Source organism: Nitratireductor sp. ATLC21, assembly GCF_057196525.1.
In genome coordinates this window covers 1,044,824-1,061,457 of sequence record NZ_JBXUOU010000001.1, presented here as the reverse complement: position 1 = coordinate 1,061,457, position 16,634 = coordinate 1,044,824, and the positions used below count along the sequence as shown (strand labels likewise).

Here is a 16,634-nt window from a genome sequence, read left to right as displayed (position 1 = left end):
TCCTTCGAATGCTTTCGATGTTCAGTTTCCACATCCGGCGCAGGAATGCTGTTTACTCTGTATATTGCTATAATATTTGCTATTATGCGCCGTTGTTTATGCGTTTAATATCGTCGTTTACGAGGGGCATCCAGTCGAACTTTATCTATTCGACAGCGCGTTTTCATCGCCTTCGCTGTGGCGAATGCCTGAGATCAATGTAGGAAATGTTAGACGGCGAGGGACATGCTTTCCCGGTCGGTGGTGTCGGCACACCGAGCGCTTGCACCATGTGGCATGGGGCGTGGGGAGGCTGCAGCCGCCGGGTCGGTGTGGCGGCTGCGCTCGTCTCGTCTGACTGCTTAGAGGAAGTAACTCTGCAGTGGCCGCACCTCGAGGCTGCCGGCCTTCAATGCGACAATGGCTTCGGCGGCAGCTTCCGCACCTGCCATGGTGGTGTAATAGGGCACTTTCTGCATCAGGGTCGCGCGGCGCAGCGACTTGGAGTCCGACATGGCTTTCTGGCCGTCCGTCGAATTGAACACGAGCTGCACCTGGCGGTTGCGGATCGCATCCTCGATATGCGGGCGGCCTTCCAGAACCTTGTTGATCTTCTCGGCCTTGATGCCGTTTTCGCGCAGGAAACGGGCGGTGCCGCCGGTGGCCAACACATGCCAGCCGGCGTCGGCGAGCCGCTTGACGGCGGGCAGGACACGGGCCTTGTCATCGTCGCGCACGGAGACGAAAAGCGTGCCCTCGCGAGGCAGATCGACGCCGGCACCGAGCTGCGCCTTGGCAAAGGCGAGCGCGTAATCGGTGTCGAGACCCATCACCTCGCCCGTGGATTTCATCTCCGGTCCAAGCAGCGTGTCGACGCCGGGGAACCGGGCGAAGGGGAAGACGGCTTCCTTGACCGCGATATGACCGAGGTCGCGCGCGTTCGGCATGGCGCCATAATGGGCGAAGGCGTTTTCCAGTGTTTCGCCCGCCATGATGCGCGCGGCGATCTTGGCGATGGGGCGGCCGATGGTCTTGGCGACGAAGGGAACCGTGCGCGAGGCGCGGGGGTTGACCTCAAGCACGTAGATCTCGCCGTTTTTGACGGCGTACTGTACGTTCATCAGGCCGCCGACCTTCAGCGCGCGGGCGAGGGCTGCGGTCTGCTGGTCCAGTTCTGCCACAAGGCCCTCGTCAAGAGAGTGAACCGGCAGGGAGCAGGCGGAATCGCCCGAATGAATGCCCGCTTCCTCGATATGCTCCATGATACCGGAAACATAGGTCTGGTTGCCATCGGACAGGCAGTCCACATCCACTTCGACGGCCTCTGTGAGATAGGTGTCGAAAAGGAGCGGGTTCTTGGAGAGTAGCGTGTTGATCTGGCCGGTCTTGTCGGCCGGATACTTCTGGCGGATTTCTTCCGGCACAAGGCCCGGCACCGTATCGAGCAGATAGGTCTGCAGCATCGTCTCGTTGTGGATGATCTGCATGGCGCGGCCGCCCAGCACATAGGAGGGGCGCACGACCAGCGGGAAGCCGAGTTCGGACGCCACCACACGGGCCTGCTCAACGGAGTAGGCGATGCCGTTCTTCGGCTGCTTCAGGCCGAGCTTGACCAGCAGCTTCTGGAAGCGGTCGCGGTCTTCGGCCAGGTCGATCATGTCGGGCGCGGTGCCGAGGATCGGGATGCCGGCCTTCTCCAGCGCGTCGGCAAGCTTCAGCGGCGTCTGCCCGCCAAACTGCACGATCACGCCGTGCAGCGTGCCGGCGGCCTGTTCGGCGCGCAGGATTTCGAGCACGTCTTCGGGCGTCAGCGGCTCGAAATAGAGACGGTCGGAAGTGTCGTAGTCGGTGGACACGGTCTCGGGGTTGCAGTTGACCATGATCGATTCATAGCCGGCATCGGCCAGCGCGAAGGCGGCATGACAGCAGCAATAGTCGAACTCGATGCCCTGGCCGATACGGTTGGGGCCACCGCCGAGGATTACCACCTTCTTGCGGTCGGAAACGCGGGCCTCGTCGGCAACAGCGCCGGCGAAAGGCAACTCATATGTCGAGTACATATAGGCGGTGGGTGCCGCGAACTCCGCCGCACAGGTGTCGATGCGCTTGTAGACGGGATGAACGCCAAGGGAATGGCGAATCTTTTGAATCTCTTCCGTCTCTTTCTTCGTGAGCGACGCGAGGCGCGCATCTGAGAAGCCCATGGACTTCAGAAGGCGCAGGTTTTCGGCATCTTCCGGCAGGCCGTGTTCGCGTACCCGCTCTTCCATGGCGAGGATCGCTGCGATCTGCTCCAGGAACCACGGGTCGATGCGGCACATCGCGTGGACGTCTTCGAGGCTGGTGCCGAGGCGGATGGCCTCGGCCACCATGCGCAGGCGATCGGGCGTGGGCGTGCCGAGGGCCGCGCGGATGGCGTTCTTGTTTTCCGAAGGATCGCCTTCCGGATCGTATCCGGGGATCTCGATCTCATCGAGGCCGGTGAGGCCGGTTTCCAGGCCACGCAGGGCCTTCTGGAAGGATTCGGCAAAGGTGCGGCCGATGGCCATGACCTCGCCCACCGACTTCATGGCCGTGGAAAGCACCGGTTTGGAGCCTGGAAACTTCTCGAAGGCGAAGCGCGGGATCTTGGTGACAACATAGTCGATGGACGGTTCGAAGGAAGCCGGTGTGGCACCGCCGGTGATGTCGTTCTCCAGCTCGTCCAACGTGTAACCGACGGCAAGCTTCGCTGCGACCTTTGCAATGGGAAAGCCGGTTGCTTTCGAAGCAAGTGCTGAGGAGCGCGACACGCGCGGGTTCATCTCGATGACGACGAGACGGCCATTCTCTGGGTTGACGGCGAACTGAACGTTGGAGCCGCCGGTCTCCACACCGATCTCGCGCAGCACCGCAATCGATGCGTTGCGCATGATCTGGTATTCCTTGTCCGTCAGCGTCAGGGCAGGGGCCACGGTGATCGAATCGCCCGTGTGCACGCCCATCGGATCGACGTTTTCAATGGAGCAGATGATGATGCAGTTGTCCGCGCGGTCGCGGACCACTTCCATCTCGTATTCCTTCCAGCCGAGAACGGATTCTTCGATCAGGACTTCCGTGGTGGGGGAGGCATCGAGGCCTGAGGAGACGATCTCGAAGAATTCCTCGCGATTGTAGGCGATGCCGCCGCCCGTGCCGCCCAGCGTGAAGGAGGGGCGGATGATGGCGGGCAGGCCGACAAAGTCGAGCGCCTGCGCGGCCACGCCCATGGCGTGGTTCATGTAGCGCTGCTTGCGGTCGCTCTCGCCGAGGTTCCATTCGTTTTCGAGATCGTCCAGCGCCTTGTCGAGAGCGTCGCCGGAGAGCTTTTCCTTGAGCTCCTTGCGCTTTGCCTCGTGTTTTTGGCGATCGGCGTTCTTGACGTCGGAGGCGTTGGCGAGCATCGAGCGCGGCGTTTCAAGCCCGATCTTGGCCATGGCCTCGCGGAACAGTGAACGGTCTTCGGCCTTGTCGATGGCCTCGGGCTGGGCGCCGATCATCTCGACATTGTAGCGCTCCAGAACGCCCATGCGGCGCAGGCTGAGAGCGGTGTTGAGCGCCGTCTGGCCGCCCATGGTGGGGAGCAGCGCGTCGGGTCGCTCCTTGGCGATGATCTTGGCGACAACTTCCGGCGTGATCGGCTCGATATAGGTCGCGTCGGCAAGCTCCGGATCGGTCATGATCGTGGCCGGGTTGGAGTTCACCAGAATGACGCGATAGCCTTCTTCTCGCAACGCCTTCACGGCCTGAGTGCCGGAATAATCGAACTCGCAGGCCTGGCCGATAACGATGGGGCCGGCCCCGATGATCAGGATCGACTTGATGTCGGTGCGTTTTGGCATGGAAGATCACTCGCGCGTGTGAGCCGACGCCGCACGGGCGTATGCCGCGCGCAGGCCGGGCAAAAATTGTCGGGCTAGGCGCGCCTTATAGGCAATGGGCGAGACTTACGGAACCCCGAAAATGAGGATTTCAACGCTGCTTTCGCCTGAAATGCTGTTTCGTGGTGGGGGTGTGCATTCATCAGGGCCGAATGTCGTTTCTGTGGGGACGCGACCGGGCCGCTTGGTTGCCTGCGGCATGGAGACGGTTTTCCATGATACTCGGATCTACCCGTTTTCGGCGGAATTGAAATTCCCGGAAACCAACAATTCCTTCCGTCACGCAGGCGGGCAAACAACCTCTGGCCTTGTGGCGTATAAGCCGATAACTAGTATTTATTGGAAGCAATCGGGAATTTTGCGCATGCGCTGGAAGGGTCGTCGCCAAAGCAGCAATGTCGAGGACCGTAGGGGTCGGTCGGGGAACGGGGGGATGTTCCCGGGGGGATTTGGTCGGTCAGGTGGCCGCGTGAGGCTTCCTGTCGGCGGCGGCAGACGCGCCGGGGGCGGGCTGTCCGGTATCCTTGTGCTCGTGGTTCTTTTCTTCGCTTTGCGTGCCTGTGGCATCAACCCGTTGGAGATGCTTTCTGGTCAACCGGGTGGCGGCGGTAGCCAGACCACCACAACGCAGCAGCAGTCTCCGAGCGGCGCCAGCGATCAGATGAAGCAGTTTGTGAGTGTCGTGCTGGCCGAAACGGAAGACACCTGGAATGGCATATTCGAATCGCAGGGGCTCGACTACAAGGAACCATCCATGGTCCTCTTCACCGATTCCGTGCGGTCAGCCTGTGGCTTTGCTTCCGCGGCGACGGGCCCGTTTTATTGCCCCGGCGATCAAAAGGTCTATCTCGACCTCGGCTTTTTTGATCAACTTTCACGCCGTTTTGACGCATCGGGGGATTTTGCGCAGGCCTATGTGGTGGCCCATGAAGTGGGGCATCACGTGCAGAACGTCACTGGCATTCTGCCGCGTTTTAACCAGATGCGCCAACGTATGAGCCAGGCTGAGGCGAATGCGATGTCGATCCGGGTGGAACTGCAAGCGGATTGCTTCGCCGGCATCTGGGCACATTACACGGCCCAGAAAGGACTTCTCGATGACGGCGATATCGAGGAAGCGTTGAACGCTGCCAACCAGATTGGCGACGATACGCTGCAACGCCGCACACAGGGTTATGTGGTGCCGGAAAGCTTTAACCATGGTACGTCCGAACAGAGGCGGACATGGTTTGCGCGGGGGCTTAAGAGCGGACGGCTGGCCGATTGCGACACGTTCAACGAGCCTATCTAGAAACGCGCCAATCCAGACCTGAGCCGGTCGTTCCCTTACCACGCACGAGGTGGATCGGAACATGTTTGGACTAGGAAGAATACTGGGCCTCGCCTTGACGCTGGGCTGCGGCCTGGTCACGTCGCAGGCTCCCGAGTTTTCGCAACAGTACCGGCAACGGCTCAACGGCGCTCAGGACGAGTTGAGACAAGTCGTCGAAGCTTTTGACGCTGATGCCGCAGACAACAATCTGAACCGCGAAACTGCGATACAGGTATACGAAAAGACCGGTAGTGCTTTCCTTCAGGACCGTGCCGAGTCCGTTCGGGCGGCGATCGGAAGGTTGGGGGATCTGGAGCGGCAATCTCAGGCGTTTGATGAGGCTATGCCAGTGCTCAGGCCCCTGGTTGTGGCGCGAGCACCAGACGGTCCCATCTTTCAGGGGGCTTTAAGAGATTTCGAACCCGCCATACCGGTTACATTGCACGGATTTATCTGGGCAGGTGCCGGGCTGATACTCGGTTTCTGTATCGCTTGGCTCATCGGTCTGCCATTTCGGCGAAGGCAACGTTATTCAACGCGCAATCTTCGCGTGTAGAATTGCAACTACCCGTTTAACGCGTTTTTAAAACCCGCGAAGTAGTTTGCCGCCAACAAATAAAGCTTGGGTGGGCAACATGGTTTCTCGGTTTGGACGCGTTTTGCGCTCTGGTAGGCGGCTGTGTCAGCGTTTCGGTGCTGACAGGTCTGGTAATTTCGCAATGATGACCGGCCTGTCGGCCATGGCATTGATCGGCGCGTCCGGTTTTGCTGTTGATTATTCGAATCTGAGCCGGGTGCGCTCTGAATTGCAGAACGCACTCGACACGGCTGCCTTGGCCGTGGCCCAAAAGGGCAAGAAAATCTCGGATTCTGAAGCGAATTCTATCGCTTACAACTATCTCAAAGGGAATCTGGACAGAAACTTCGATGCGTTGAATGTTGAACGCGATGGTCGTTCTGTACGTGTTACGGCCAAGGTCGATGTGGATCTGATGTTCGGCGGGATACTCGGCAAGGACACCATGCCCGTCGATGCAGTTTCGCAGGCCGACGTCGCCCTGGTGTCTTATGAGATCGCTCTGGTGCTCGATACGACGGGTTCCATGCAGGGCAGCAAACTGCGCGACATGAAAAAAGCCGTCGAAGAAATGATCGACAACATCTCCGCGCAGGTAGACAACAAGGATCGATTGCGCTTTGCGCTTGTTCCCTTCTCGACCTTTGTTAACGTCGGTCCGCAATATGGGCCGGAGTTCGACGAAAAGGGTAAGATGAAGGAGGGAACTGGGGCGCCTTGGCTTGATCTCTACGGGGAAAGTGAGATTCCTCAGCTCGAGCTCCAGACCGGCATTAGCCGCTTCCAAGTCTACAACACTCTGGGTTACGAGTGGAAAGGCTGCGTGGAAACCCGCATGCGCGATGGCAACACGCGGCATGATGTGGCGGCAACGCCTGCAGATCGTCGAGACCCCGCCAGCCTTTTCGTTCCTGCATTTGCGATCGATGAACCGAATACACATTGGTCAGAGCGCTTTTACAATGATTACCTCGACTCGTCGGTCGATCCTCTCGACAACAGTCTTCTGGGCAAAGTGAAGAAGGTCGGAAAATACGGTTTTGATCTTTTGGGGAATGTGCTGGGCGGCAAAAAGCCGAAACCCAAATACGATGCACCGGGGCCGAACTATATGTGCAGTTCGGAGCCACTGACACCGCTCACCAACGATTATGCTTTGCTCAAGTCGAAGGTAAAGCAGTTTGAGGCTGAGGGTAACACCAACATCATGGAAGGCGTTTCCTGGGGGGCACGTGTTCTTTCACCGGACGAGCCTTTCCCCGCGGGGAATTCGGAGGATGGCCTGGTTAAGGTCATGGTCGTTCTAACGGATGGTGCAAACACGTTTGGTGTTTTGAATAACCGTCTCCGGTCCCGCTATACGAGCTTTGGCTACATGGTTGAAGGTCGCCTCGATGGAGAGGTCAATGCAAGCTCCAGCAAATCCACAAGGCTGATGAACGACAAGACGATCGAAGCCTGCGATTTTGCAAAGGAAAGCGGTATCGACATCTACACCATCAGGCTTGAGGTCCGTGATACCGGCACGGGCGACATGATGCGTTCCTGCGCCAGTCGGCCAGACCAGTATTTTGACACCCCTTCCAGTCGCCAGCTCAAGGAAGTGTTCGACAAGATCGGTGAGCAGATCGTCAAGCTGCGTCTTTCTTCCTGATCGCTGCTGCGGACGTGCAGAACAAAAAAGGGCGGCCCGAGGCCGCCCTTTTGCTTATTCAGCAAGCGCTGGTTCGCCGCGCCGTTCACGAATGAGATTGGCGAAACGACGGAAGAGGTAATGGGAATCCTGCGGACCGGGTGAAGCCTCCGGATGATGCTGGACCGAGAAGACAGGTTTGCCGACGACTGTCAGGCCGCAATTGCTCCCGTCGAAAAGAGAAACATGTGTTTCCTCGACGCCTTCCGGCAGAGTGTCGCCATCCACCGCGAAACCGTGATTCATGGAGACGATTTCCACCTTGCCGGTGGTGAAGTCCTTCACTGGATGGTTCGCACCGTGATGACCCTGGTGCATTTTAACGGTTTTCGCACCGAGCGCGAGCGCGAGCATCTGGTGTCCGAGGCAGATGCCAAACAGGGGAATTTCGGTTTCCAGCAACTCCCGGATCATCGGTACGGCGTATTCGGCAGTGGCGGCGGGATCGCCGGGCCCGTTTGACAGAAACACCCCGTCGGGCTGCAGGGCCAGAATGTCCGCTGCACTTGTCTTTGCAGGGACCACGGTGACTTTGGCACCGAGGCCGGCAAGAAGGCGCAGAATGTTACGCTTTGCACCATAGTCGACAGCGACAATGTGATGGGTAGTGTCCTCCACAGACCGGTAACCTTCGTCCCAGACCCAGGGTGTCTCCGTCCATGCCTGCGACTGGCCCGAGGAGACCTCTTTTGCCAGATCAAGCCCGACGAGACCGCTCCAGTCACGCGCCTTGGCCTTCAAGGCGTCGATGTCGAAACTTCCCTGGGGATCGTGCGCTATGACGGCATTCGCTGCACCCTTTTCACGCAGGAGCGCCGTCAAAGCACGTGTGTCAACACCGCTGATGGCCACGATGCCGCGGCGCTTCAGCCAACCATCGAGATGGCCGCTCGCACGATAATTTGACGGGTTGGTGATATCAGCGCGGAACACGGCACCGACCGCGCCGGCGCGGGCAGCAGGATGAAGATCTTCAATGTCTTCATCATTGGCCCCGACATTGCCGATATGCGGGAAGGTGAAGGTGACGATCTGGCCGGCATAGGAAGGGTCGGTGAGAACCTCCTGATAACCTGTAAGCGCCGTGTTGAAGCAGAGTTCGCCGATCGCTTCGCCGCCGGCTCCCACGCCCTTTCCCTCGATCACAGTGCCATCAGCCAACACGATCAGGGCTGTTGGCCGGCTCGTGCTCCAGGGGGCGGTTTTGGTCGCCATTGGGGTCTCCATCATTCGTGTGCCTGACCACCCTCGCAGGCAGAGGCCTGCGAGGGCTTCAGGTTTTCTTAACATGATCTGCGAGCAGACCGGTTCTCACTTTTTGCCGTCAAACGCAAGGGGGCATCGGCATGGGGGGCTTGAAAGACACTCGCACATGGGCCATATGCCCCAGCGAATTGGGTCCGCGGAAAGGCAAAAGGCTGGCGGATTCAGGCCGAAAAGGAAATTGTCCATGCAAGCCGCGGACAATAGGCAAAGGCTGCAAATCGGTCAATCACTCGCAATTAATTATTTATGTCAATGTTTCCAATGGTTTATTGGGGCGTTGTCGCTTGCTTCGTGAGTTGGCCGGAGCTATGTTCGTCCTAGCGACGGGAGACAGGTGTTATGATGCGCGAGAAACTCGCCAAGGCGTTGAACGACGCCGTCAAACAGAAAGACAAACGCCGCATTTCAACGCTGCGTCTGGTTCAGACTGCGATCAAGGATCGCGATATTGCCAATCGTGGAGCCGGCAAGGACCCGGTTAGCGATGAGGAAATCTTGCAGATCTTGTCCAAGATGGCCAAGCAGCGGCAGGAATCCGCGAAAGCCTTTGAAGAGGGCAACCGGCTGGAGCTTGCGGAGCAGGAGCGCGAGGAAATCGCTGTCATTTCCGAGTTCCTCCCCAAACAGCTTGGTGAAGATGATCTCAAGCAGGCCTGTGCGCAAGTCGTGCATGAAGTCGGTGCAGACGGGCTTCGGGACATGGGCCGATGCATGAATGTGCTCAAGGAGAAATTTCCAGGGCGCATGGATTTCGGCAAGGCCAGCGGCATTGTCAAAGGCATGCTGCGCTGATCGCGTAGGCGGCTTTTTCTGAGAAAAACTTGCAGGCGGCTCAACCGAGCCGCCTTTTTTGCGTTTGTGAGTTAAGGAGGCTCGGTTCTTGACCTTCCAGTTGCTGGAAGGGTTACCACAGGATCCGGATTGTTTCAGGAGTTTTCGGATGGCTGACGACCAGAAACATCATGCGCACGGGGCGCACGGGGCGCACGGCAGCTGTGACAAGCAGGCGTCTGGTGAAAAGAAAGCCGCGCCGCAGGGAACCAAGTATACCTGTCCAATGCACCCGCAGATCGTGCGTGACCAACCAGGATCCTGCCCGATCTGCGGTATGGCCCTTGAACCCATGGGGGTTGCAGACGGGGAAGGACCAAATCCGGAGCTGGTGGACTTTACCCGCCGTTTTCAGGTTAGCGCTTTTTTGGCCATTCCGCTCCTATTGGTCGCCATGGGGCCGATGGTGGGGGTGCCTTTTCGACACTGGATCGGAGAGCAGGCGGCCGTATGGCTCGAGTTCGTGCTGGCCACTCCAGTTGTTCTTTGGGCGGCGCTTCCATTCTTTCGCCGCGGTTACGAATCCTTCCTCAATCGCAGCCCGAACATGTGGACCCTGATCTCCATAGGCGTTGGAGCGGCCTATGCTTATAGCGTGGTGGCGACGTTCGCGCCGGGCCTCTTCCCCGCCCAATTTCGGGGCGAGGGGGGAGCCGTGCCGGTTTATTTCGAGGCTTCGGCGGTCATCGTTGCATTGGTTTTCCTTGGTCAGGTGCTGGAGCTGCGGGCGCGGGAGCGAACTGGTTCAGCCATCCGCGCGTTGCTCGATCTTGCTCCCAAAACAGCACGACGCCTCAAGGAGGATGGGGCCGAAGCGGATATACCGCTTGAAGAGGTCCGTGTCGGGGACCGGCTGCGGGTCCGTCCCGGTGACAGTGTGCCGGTCGATGCCATGGTCGAAGAGGGACGGTCGTCGGTTGATGAATCGATGATCACGGGCGAGCCGGTTCCGGTTGAAAAGTCAGAGGGTGATCCGGTGACTGGCGGAACCATCAACAAGAACGGCACGCTGATCGTGCGGGCACAGCGCGTGGGCTCGGAGACTGTGCTTTCGCAAATCGTTGACATGGTCGCCAAGGCGCAGCGTTCCCGCGCGCCTATCCAGGGCCTTGCCGATCGGGTTTCCTTCTATTTCGTGCCAACCGTTGTGCTGGTGGCAATACTGGCTTTCGTCGTCTGGGCTCTGTTCGGACCAGAACCCTCAATGGTTTTCGCGATAGTCTCTGCGGTTTCGGTGCTCATCATTGCCTGCCCCTGTGCGCTGGGACTGGCAACTCCGATGTCCATCATGACAGCGACGGGACGGGGGGCGCAGAGCGGTGTACTGATCAAGGACGCCGAGGCGCTGGAACGGTTCGCCGGTGTGGACACGCTTATCGTCGACAAAACGGGGACGCTGACTGAAGGACGTCCCAGACTAACAGACGTCGTCGTGGTCGGAACGTTGGACGAGAAGCAGCTTTTGATGTTCGCTGCCAGCCTGGAGAGGGGATCTGAGCATCCCTTGGCTGAAGCGATCGTCGCCGGCGCGGAAGATCGTGGCATTGGGCTTGAAAAGGTCAGCAATTTTGATGCGGTCACCGGCAGGGGGGTGGTCGGTCGGGTCGCCGGTCGCCAAGTGGTGCTCGGGAACAAGGCGATGATGGAACGGGCCGGAGTCGCGATCGAGCGTTTGATCGAGCGCGCCGATGCGCTTCGTGCGGAAGGCAAGACGGCGATGTTCGTATCCGTGGATGGCGAGGCGTCGGGTCTGGTCGCTGTGGCCGACCCGGTCAAGGAAACGACCTCTGATGCCATTCGTAAGCTTCACGAACTCGGGTTGAACATCATTATGGCGACGGGTGACAACGAACGAACGGCGAAAGCGGTGGCCGCGCGGCTGGGTATTGATGAAGTGCGGGCCGATATGTTGCCGGAGGATAAGCAGAAGCTGATTGAGGAACTACGAGAAAGAGGTGGTCGCGTTGCGATGGCCGGTGACGGGGTGAATGACGCGCCCGCACTTGCTGCTGCCGATGTCGGGATTGCTATGGGGACGGGCGCTGATGTGGCAGTGGAAAGTGCCGGGATAACGTTGGTGAAGGGTGACTTGAAGGGGATCGTGCGCGCTCGCGCGCTTGCTCAGGCAACGATTCGCAACATCAAGGAGAACCTCTTCTTCGCCTTTGTCTACAATGCTCTAGGTGTTCCGATCGCGGCCGGCATACTTTATCCTGTCTTCGGCACCCTGCTGTCACCGATGATTGCCGCAGCCGCAATGAGCCTGTCCTCCGTTTCGGTCATAGCGAATGCGTTGCGGCTGCGTACTGTCAAGCTTGGATAGGGTTTGCTGCAGCCCCTAGGGGTCACGCGGCGTTGGCATCCGTGCTTTCTTCTTTCGTGCGGACGCCATCTTCGCGCAGCTCCTCGAGCGGGCTTGGGCGTCCCAGATAATAGCCCTGACCGATCTGGCACAATTCATTCGCAAGGAAGCTTAATTCGCCTGACGTTTCGACCCCTTCGGCCAGGACCGGGAGACCGAGACCACGGCCGATGCCCAGCACCGCGCGAACGATGGTGGCAGCCTGTTCGTTTGTATCGACCTGTCGAATGAAACTTCCATCGATCTTGATCTTGTCGAAGGGGAAAGCGCGTAGATTGGAGAGTGAGGAATAGCCCGTCCCGAAATCGTCCATTGCCACGCGGATTCCGAGTGTTTTCAACTGACGGAGTGTGGTGAGCGCGCGATGCATATCGCGGACAAGAGCCGTCTCGGTGATTTCAATCTCAAGGCGATGCGGTGACAACCCGGTCTCAAGCAGGATGCGATGAACCGTTTGAGCGAAGTTCACGCTGTGAAGCTGGATCGCTGAAACATTTACCGCGACCATCAGGTTGCTTTTCCAGCCAACGGCGGCCTGGCACGCTGTCTTGAGAACCCATTCACCGATCGGAACGATGGCGCCGCTTTCTTCTGCCACAGGGATAAAAATACCGGGCGAGACGTTGCCTCTTTCGGGATGGTGCCAACGCAGAAGCGCCTCGTAGCCGATCAGTTCGCCGCTATCGAGCTTTTTCTGAGGCTGATAAACTAGATGAAATTCGTTGCGGGTCACTGCATGGCGCAGTTCGTGTTCCATTATTCTGCGGGAACGGGCTTCGATGCCCATGGCGTGTTCGTAGAATCTATAGGTGTCGCGTCCTTCGGATTTGGCGCGGTAAAGTGCCGTGTCGGCGTGGTTGATCAGTGTCTCCTGATCCTGAGCATCGCGTGGATACAGGGCAATGCCGATGCTGGTTGACATCAGACCGTCGCTGCTTGCCCGCGCGTTCTCTGCCCGGAAAGCTTCAAGCACCCGTTCGGCGAGTGTTGCCGCTTCCTTCTGATTGGAGATACCAGGAGCGATGATGGCAAACTCGTCACCACCGAGACGTGCCAGCATTTGCCCCTCGCTCAGAACGCTGCCGGCGTTGTCTGCGACCTTGCGCAGCATCGCATCACCTGCGGCGTGTCCGAACAGATCGTTGACCTCTTTGAACCGGTCAAGGTCAAGGCACAGCAACGCTATCGACTTTCCATCGGCGAGTGTTGCCATCTCTTTTTCAAGCTGGGCTGTGAAGCTCCGCCGATTGGGCAGATTGGTCAGCGTATCGTTCATCGCCAGGCGACGGATGTCGGCTTCTGCCTTCTTCCGCTCGAAGAGGTCGCGTACCGCAATCACGGTATGCGGTTTGCCGCTGTAGTCGATGGTTCGGGAAAGAAGCTCAACCGGTCTGCTCGTTCCATTGGCGTTCTCGAGCGTGGTTTCCCAGACAGGTTCTTCGGCATTGGCGCCGTCGAGCTGGATGGCGCCGAACAGGGTCGTAAAATCCATCCCCACCAGTTCCTCGATGGTCCGCCCACATAATCTTGCCAGGCTCTGATTGGCTGTAACGATAACTGTATCATCACAAACCAGAAGACCTTCGAAGGCAGCGTTGGCGAGGCCACGCATCCGGCGTTCCTCCGCGACGGCACGCCGCTTGTCACGAATGTCTACCCAGAGGGCCAAAGCCGTCAACGCGAAGATCAGCACGGCTGCGAGAGACACTGCCGCTGCCAGAATTGTGGAAGGAACGGAAAATTGAGAAATGGTGATGGCTGGATCAGGAATGATCGAGGCGGCGCCCATCGCTGTGAAATGCATGGTGCAGATTGCAACGGTCAGCGTCAGGCTCGCCAGGAAGTTTCGTGTCTGCGAGGTTCGTGCGAGAGCAATCTGAATGGCGAGGGCACCAAGAACAACACCGGCGATCACGGAGGCTGCCACCAGCACCATGTTCCACTCAAGCCGTCCCTCGACTTCGAACGCGATCATGCCGGTAAAATGCATCACTGCAATTCCACCTCCGATGATCGACCCTCCAACGAGTTGATGGTCCCTGGTGGGGCGTGCCGTGGCAACGGACATTCCCAGACCGCTACACAAGATTGCAAGGATCAGGGACAGGGCCGTAAGCGGGACGTCATATGCCGTGGGCATGCCGGGGGAGAAGGCCAACATGGCGACGAAGTGCGTGGCCCAGACACCAAAACCGAAGCAAATGGCGGCTACTGTCGTCCATAAGAGGCGGGTTTGGCCCGTCGATTTGCGCAGATGCCTAAGAAGCGTCACCGCCGCAAACGAGGCGATCGCCCCCAGAACGCCAGCCAGCACAACCAGCCGGAGATCGTGTTCATTGACAATGCAGTTGTAAACCGTAAGCACGTGTACCGCCATCCTGATGCTTGCAATGCCGGCCTTGTTGGCCGGTCCGTATCCAATCGATCTCCGGGGTTTAGCATCTGCGCTTGAACAATCGGTTAAGTTGTATGATGGGCGGCTCCCTCTCTTGTCTTTTCCGGCTGTGAATACCGTGAAGAAGCCTCTTCAAGAGTCGCGGTCGCCGACGATCGTGCTTATATGATCCGGTAGGCAGGATAAAAATGCGCTTTCCGAACTCCTTTCTCGATGAACTCCGTGACCGCGTGCCCATATCGCAGGTGGTGGGAACGCGCGTCACGTTCGATCGCAAGAAGACAAATGCGTCGCGTGGAGATTACTGGGCGTGCTGCCCTTTTCATGGAGAGAACACACCGAGTTTTCATTGCGAAGACAGGAAGGGGCGCTACCATTGCTTCGGTTGCGGGGTTTCGGGAGACCACTTCCGGTTTCTGTCAGAACTCGATGGCATTGGTTTTCCAGAAGCCGTGGAGCGGGTGGCCGACATGGCTGGCGTGCCCATGCCGCAGCGCGATCCGCAGGCAGAGCGGCGCGAGCAGCAGCGCGCGTCCCTGTCTGACGTCATGGAGATGGCGGCGGGTTTCTTTCAGAGCATGCTGCAGGAGCAACAGGGGGCGGAAGCGCGCGCCTATTTGCGCGGACGGGGGCTTTCCAGCGCTACTCAGCAGGCTTTTCGCATTGGCTTTGCCCCTTCCAGCCGGAATGCACTCAAGGAATACCTGGCTGGCAAAGGGGTAACAAAGGACCAGATCGAGGCTTGTGGTCTTGTTGTGTTCGGCCCCGATATACCGGTTTCCTATGATCGCTTCCGTGACCGGATCATGTTTCCGATCGAGGACGCCAGAGGGCGTGTGATCGCTTTCGGCGGGCGCGCCATGTCGAAAGACGTGCCGGCCAAATATCTGAATTCCCCCGACACCGAGCTCTTCCACAAGGGAACGGTCCTTTACAATCTCGCCCGCGCGCGACGGTCGGCAGCCAAGGGCACCCCCGTGATCGCGGTGGAAGGCTATATGGACGTGATCGGGCTCGCACAGGCTGGTTTCGAGAATGCCGTTGCGCCATTGGGCACAGCCTTGACCGAGAATCAGCTGGATCTCCTTTGGCGCATGTCAGGAGAGCCGGTTCTGTGTTTCGACGGGGACGAGGCTGGCTTGCGGGCCGCCTGGCGTGCGGCAGATCTCGCGCTGCCGCTTGTGCAGCCGGGGAAAAGCCTGCGCTTCGCGCTCCTGCCTGAGGGCAAGGATCCCGATGATCTCGTGCGGGAGGAGGGGCCTGATGCGTTTGCTGCAGTTCTTGCCGGAGCGCGGCCGCTTGCCGATATGCTTTGGATGCGAGAGACGTCCGGCAAAGTGTTCGACACTCCAGAACGCCGGGCCGAACTGGAGCGCAACCTGCAGGCATTGACGGGGCGGATCGGGGACGAGAATCTGAGGCGCCATTACAGTCAGGACATGAGGGAGCGCGCGCGTGCTTTCTTTGGCGGAAACCAGGCGCAACGCGGCGGTGGACGCGGGTTCCGTGATGGTGGCACAGGAGGACGAAGCCGCGGCTTCGGCGGGCGCCCTGGTGGCGCATCCGGGCGATTGGCTGTCTCGGAGAGCCTCGCCCGTTCTGCGCTTGTTCGCAGCTCATCACCGACGATGCCGCTGCGTGAGGCAACGCTTCTTGTTTCGCTCGTCAACCATCCGCCCTTGATTGATGAGTATTTCGATGCGCTGGATCAGATGCTTTTGGCTAGCGCTGATCTCGGGCGGTTGCGCATGGCGATCCTCGATGCAGTCGCGCATAATCCGGCGCATGATCGCGAGGTTCTTCTGCGAAAGATCGAGGCGGATGGGCTTCTTCCAATCTGGCAGCAGGCCGAAGCGCGGGTGAAGTCCGCCTATATGTGGCCAGCGCTCGAAAATGCTGCGCTGGATGACGCTCGGGAAGCCTTTGCGCAGACGCTCCACTTGCACCGGCGCGCAGGCTCTCTACATAAGGAGCTTAAAGCGGCCGAACTGGCGCTCGCCAATGACTGGAATGAAGAGGATGCGCGGCACTTGGTGGAAATCCAAGCCGAGCTGAGCAATCTGCAGGCAACCGAAGCGCTCATCGAAGGCTTTGGTATTCTATCGGGGCGTGCGAATCGGTCCTGACGACGAAGGCGCATCGCTGTGGGGTTTCGGTCTGTGAACGTTCGAAAAAGCACCTGAATCACTGTTTGATTCGCTTTTTTGACACGAATCACCATGCTTCACCTTGACGCCGCGTCGGAATACAGGAATCAGGATCGATTCGAGAATGAGCCGTGCTGCCGCGGAAGATCGGACAGCACGCAAGAACAAGATAC

9 protein-coding genes are annotated in these 16,634 nt (G+C 58.9%); 6 read left to right on the top strand and 3 right to left on the bottom strand.

Annotation, left to right across the window (positions count from 1 at the left end; all coding sequences use genetic code 11):
- Nucleotides 1–341: 341 nt before the first annotated feature.
- Complete coding sequence (gene carB, locus AC2CHD_RS05090) at nucleotides 342–3,839, bottom strand: carbamoyl-phosphate synthase large subunit (protein WP_484552801.1); 3,498 nt, start codon at nucleotides 3,837–3,839, stop codon at nucleotides 342–344.
- 403 nt (nucleotides 3,840–4,242) lie between these two features.
- Between carB and ypfJ the strand changes: the two genes are divergently transcribed.
- The 3 genes from ypfJ (at nucleotide 4,243) to AC2CHD_RS05075 (ending at nucleotide 7,421) form a co-directional block, all read left to right on the top strand.
- Entirely contained in the window at nucleotides 4,243–5,169 is a 927-nt protein-coding gene (gene ypfJ, locus AC2CHD_RS05085) for a KPN_02809 family neutral zinc metallopeptidase (RefSeq protein WP_229449223.1), read from the top strand.
- Between the two features lie 61 nt (nucleotides 5,170–5,230).
- Nucleotides 5,231–5,746 carry a DUF2937 family protein gene (locus tag AC2CHD_RS05080; protein WP_484552800.1) on the top strand — a complete coding sequence of 172 codons (516 nt, stop codon included), beginning with the start codon at nucleotides 5,231–5,233 and terminating at the stop codon, nucleotides 5,744–5,746.
- A 163-nt stretch (nucleotides 5,747–5,909) separates the two neighbouring features.
- Complete coding sequence (locus AC2CHD_RS05075) at nucleotides 5,910–7,421, top strand: VWA domain-containing protein (RefSeq protein ID WP_229448772.1); 1,512 nt, start codon at nucleotides 5,910–5,912, stop codon at nucleotides 7,419–7,421.
- Between the two features lie 54 nt (nucleotides 7,422–7,475).
- On the opposite strand, the gene carA is transcribed toward AC2CHD_RS05075, so the two are convergent.
- Nucleotides 7,476–8,675 (bottom strand): glutamine-hydrolyzing carbamoyl-phosphate synthase small subunit, encoded by a 1,200-nt coding sequence (gene carA, locus AC2CHD_RS05070; RefSeq protein WP_484552799.1) that lies wholly within the window; start codon nucleotides 8,673–8,675, stop codon nucleotides 7,476–7,478.
- A gap of 393 nt (nucleotides 8,676–9,068) precedes the next feature.
- Between carA and AC2CHD_RS05065 the strand changes: the two genes are divergently transcribed.
- Both AC2CHD_RS05065 and AC2CHD_RS05060 read left to right on the top strand, forming a co-directional pair.
- Nucleotides 9,069–9,518 (top strand): GatB/YqeY domain-containing protein, encoded by a 450-nt coding sequence (locus AC2CHD_RS05065; RefSeq protein WP_229449224.1) that lies wholly within the window; start codon nucleotides 9,069–9,071, stop codon nucleotides 9,516–9,518.
- A 148-nt stretch (nucleotides 9,519–9,666) separates the two neighbouring features.
- Entirely contained in the window at nucleotides 9,667–11,880 is a 2,214-nt protein-coding gene (locus tag AC2CHD_RS05060) for a copper-transporting P-type ATPase (RefSeq protein WP_484552798.1), read from the top strand.
- A gap of 22 nt (nucleotides 11,881–11,902) precedes the next feature.
- Here the strand turns inward: AC2CHD_RS05060 and AC2CHD_RS05055 are convergent, their stop codons facing one another.
- The gene (locus AC2CHD_RS05055; RefSeq protein WP_484552797.1) at nucleotides 11,903–14,296 is read right to left on the bottom strand and encodes a putative bifunctional diguanylate cyclase/phosphodiesterase; all 2,394 of its coding nucleotides are present in this window, start codon (nucleotides 14,294–14,296) and stop codon (nucleotides 11,903–11,905) included.
- Between the two features lie 206 nt (nucleotides 14,297–14,502).
- Between AC2CHD_RS05055 and dnaG the strand changes: the two genes are divergently transcribed.
- Entirely contained in the window at nucleotides 14,503–16,440 is a 1,938-nt protein-coding gene (gene dnaG, locus AC2CHD_RS05050) for a DNA primase (RefSeq protein WP_484552796.1), read from the top strand.
- The last annotated feature ends 194 nt before the right edge of the window (nucleotides 16,441–16,634 follow it).

Bases quoted from the DNA above. Each gene is read 5' to 3' on its own strand.
- carA (WP_484552799.1), bottom strand. From the start codon at position 8,675: ATGGCGACCAAAACCGCCCCCTGGAGCACGAGCCGGCCAACAGCCCTG.
- AC2CHD_RS05055 (WP_484552797.1), bottom strand. From the start codon at position 14,296: ATGGCGGTACACGTGCTTACGGTTTACAACTGCATTGTCAATGAACAC.
- dnaG (WP_484552796.1), top strand. From the start codon at position 14,503: ATGCGCTTTCCGAACTCCTTTCTCGATGAACTCCGTGACCGCGTGCCC.
- AC2CHD_RS05080 (WP_484552800.1), top strand. From the start codon at position 5,231: ATGTTTGGACTAGGAAGAATACTGGGCCTCGCCTTGACGCTGGGCTGC.
- AC2CHD_RS05065 (WP_229449224.1), top strand. From the start codon at position 9,069: ATGCGCGAGAAACTCGCCAAGGCGTTGAACGACGCCGTCAAACAGAAA.
- AC2CHD_RS05060 (WP_484552798.1), top strand. From the start codon at position 9,667: ATGGCTGACGACCAGAAACATCATGCGCACGGGGCGCACGGGGCGCAC.
- ypfJ (WP_229449223.1), top strand. From the start codon at position 4,243: ATGCGCTGGAAGGGTCGTCGCCAAAGCAGCAATGTCGAGGACCGTAGG.
- carB (WP_484552801.1), bottom strand. From the start codon at position 3,839: ATGCCAAAACGCACCGACATCAAGTCGATCCTGATCATCGGGGCCGGC.
- AC2CHD_RS05075 (WP_229448772.1), top strand. From the start codon at position 5,910: ATGATGACCGGCCTGTCGGCCATGGCATTGATCGGCGCGTCCGGTTTT.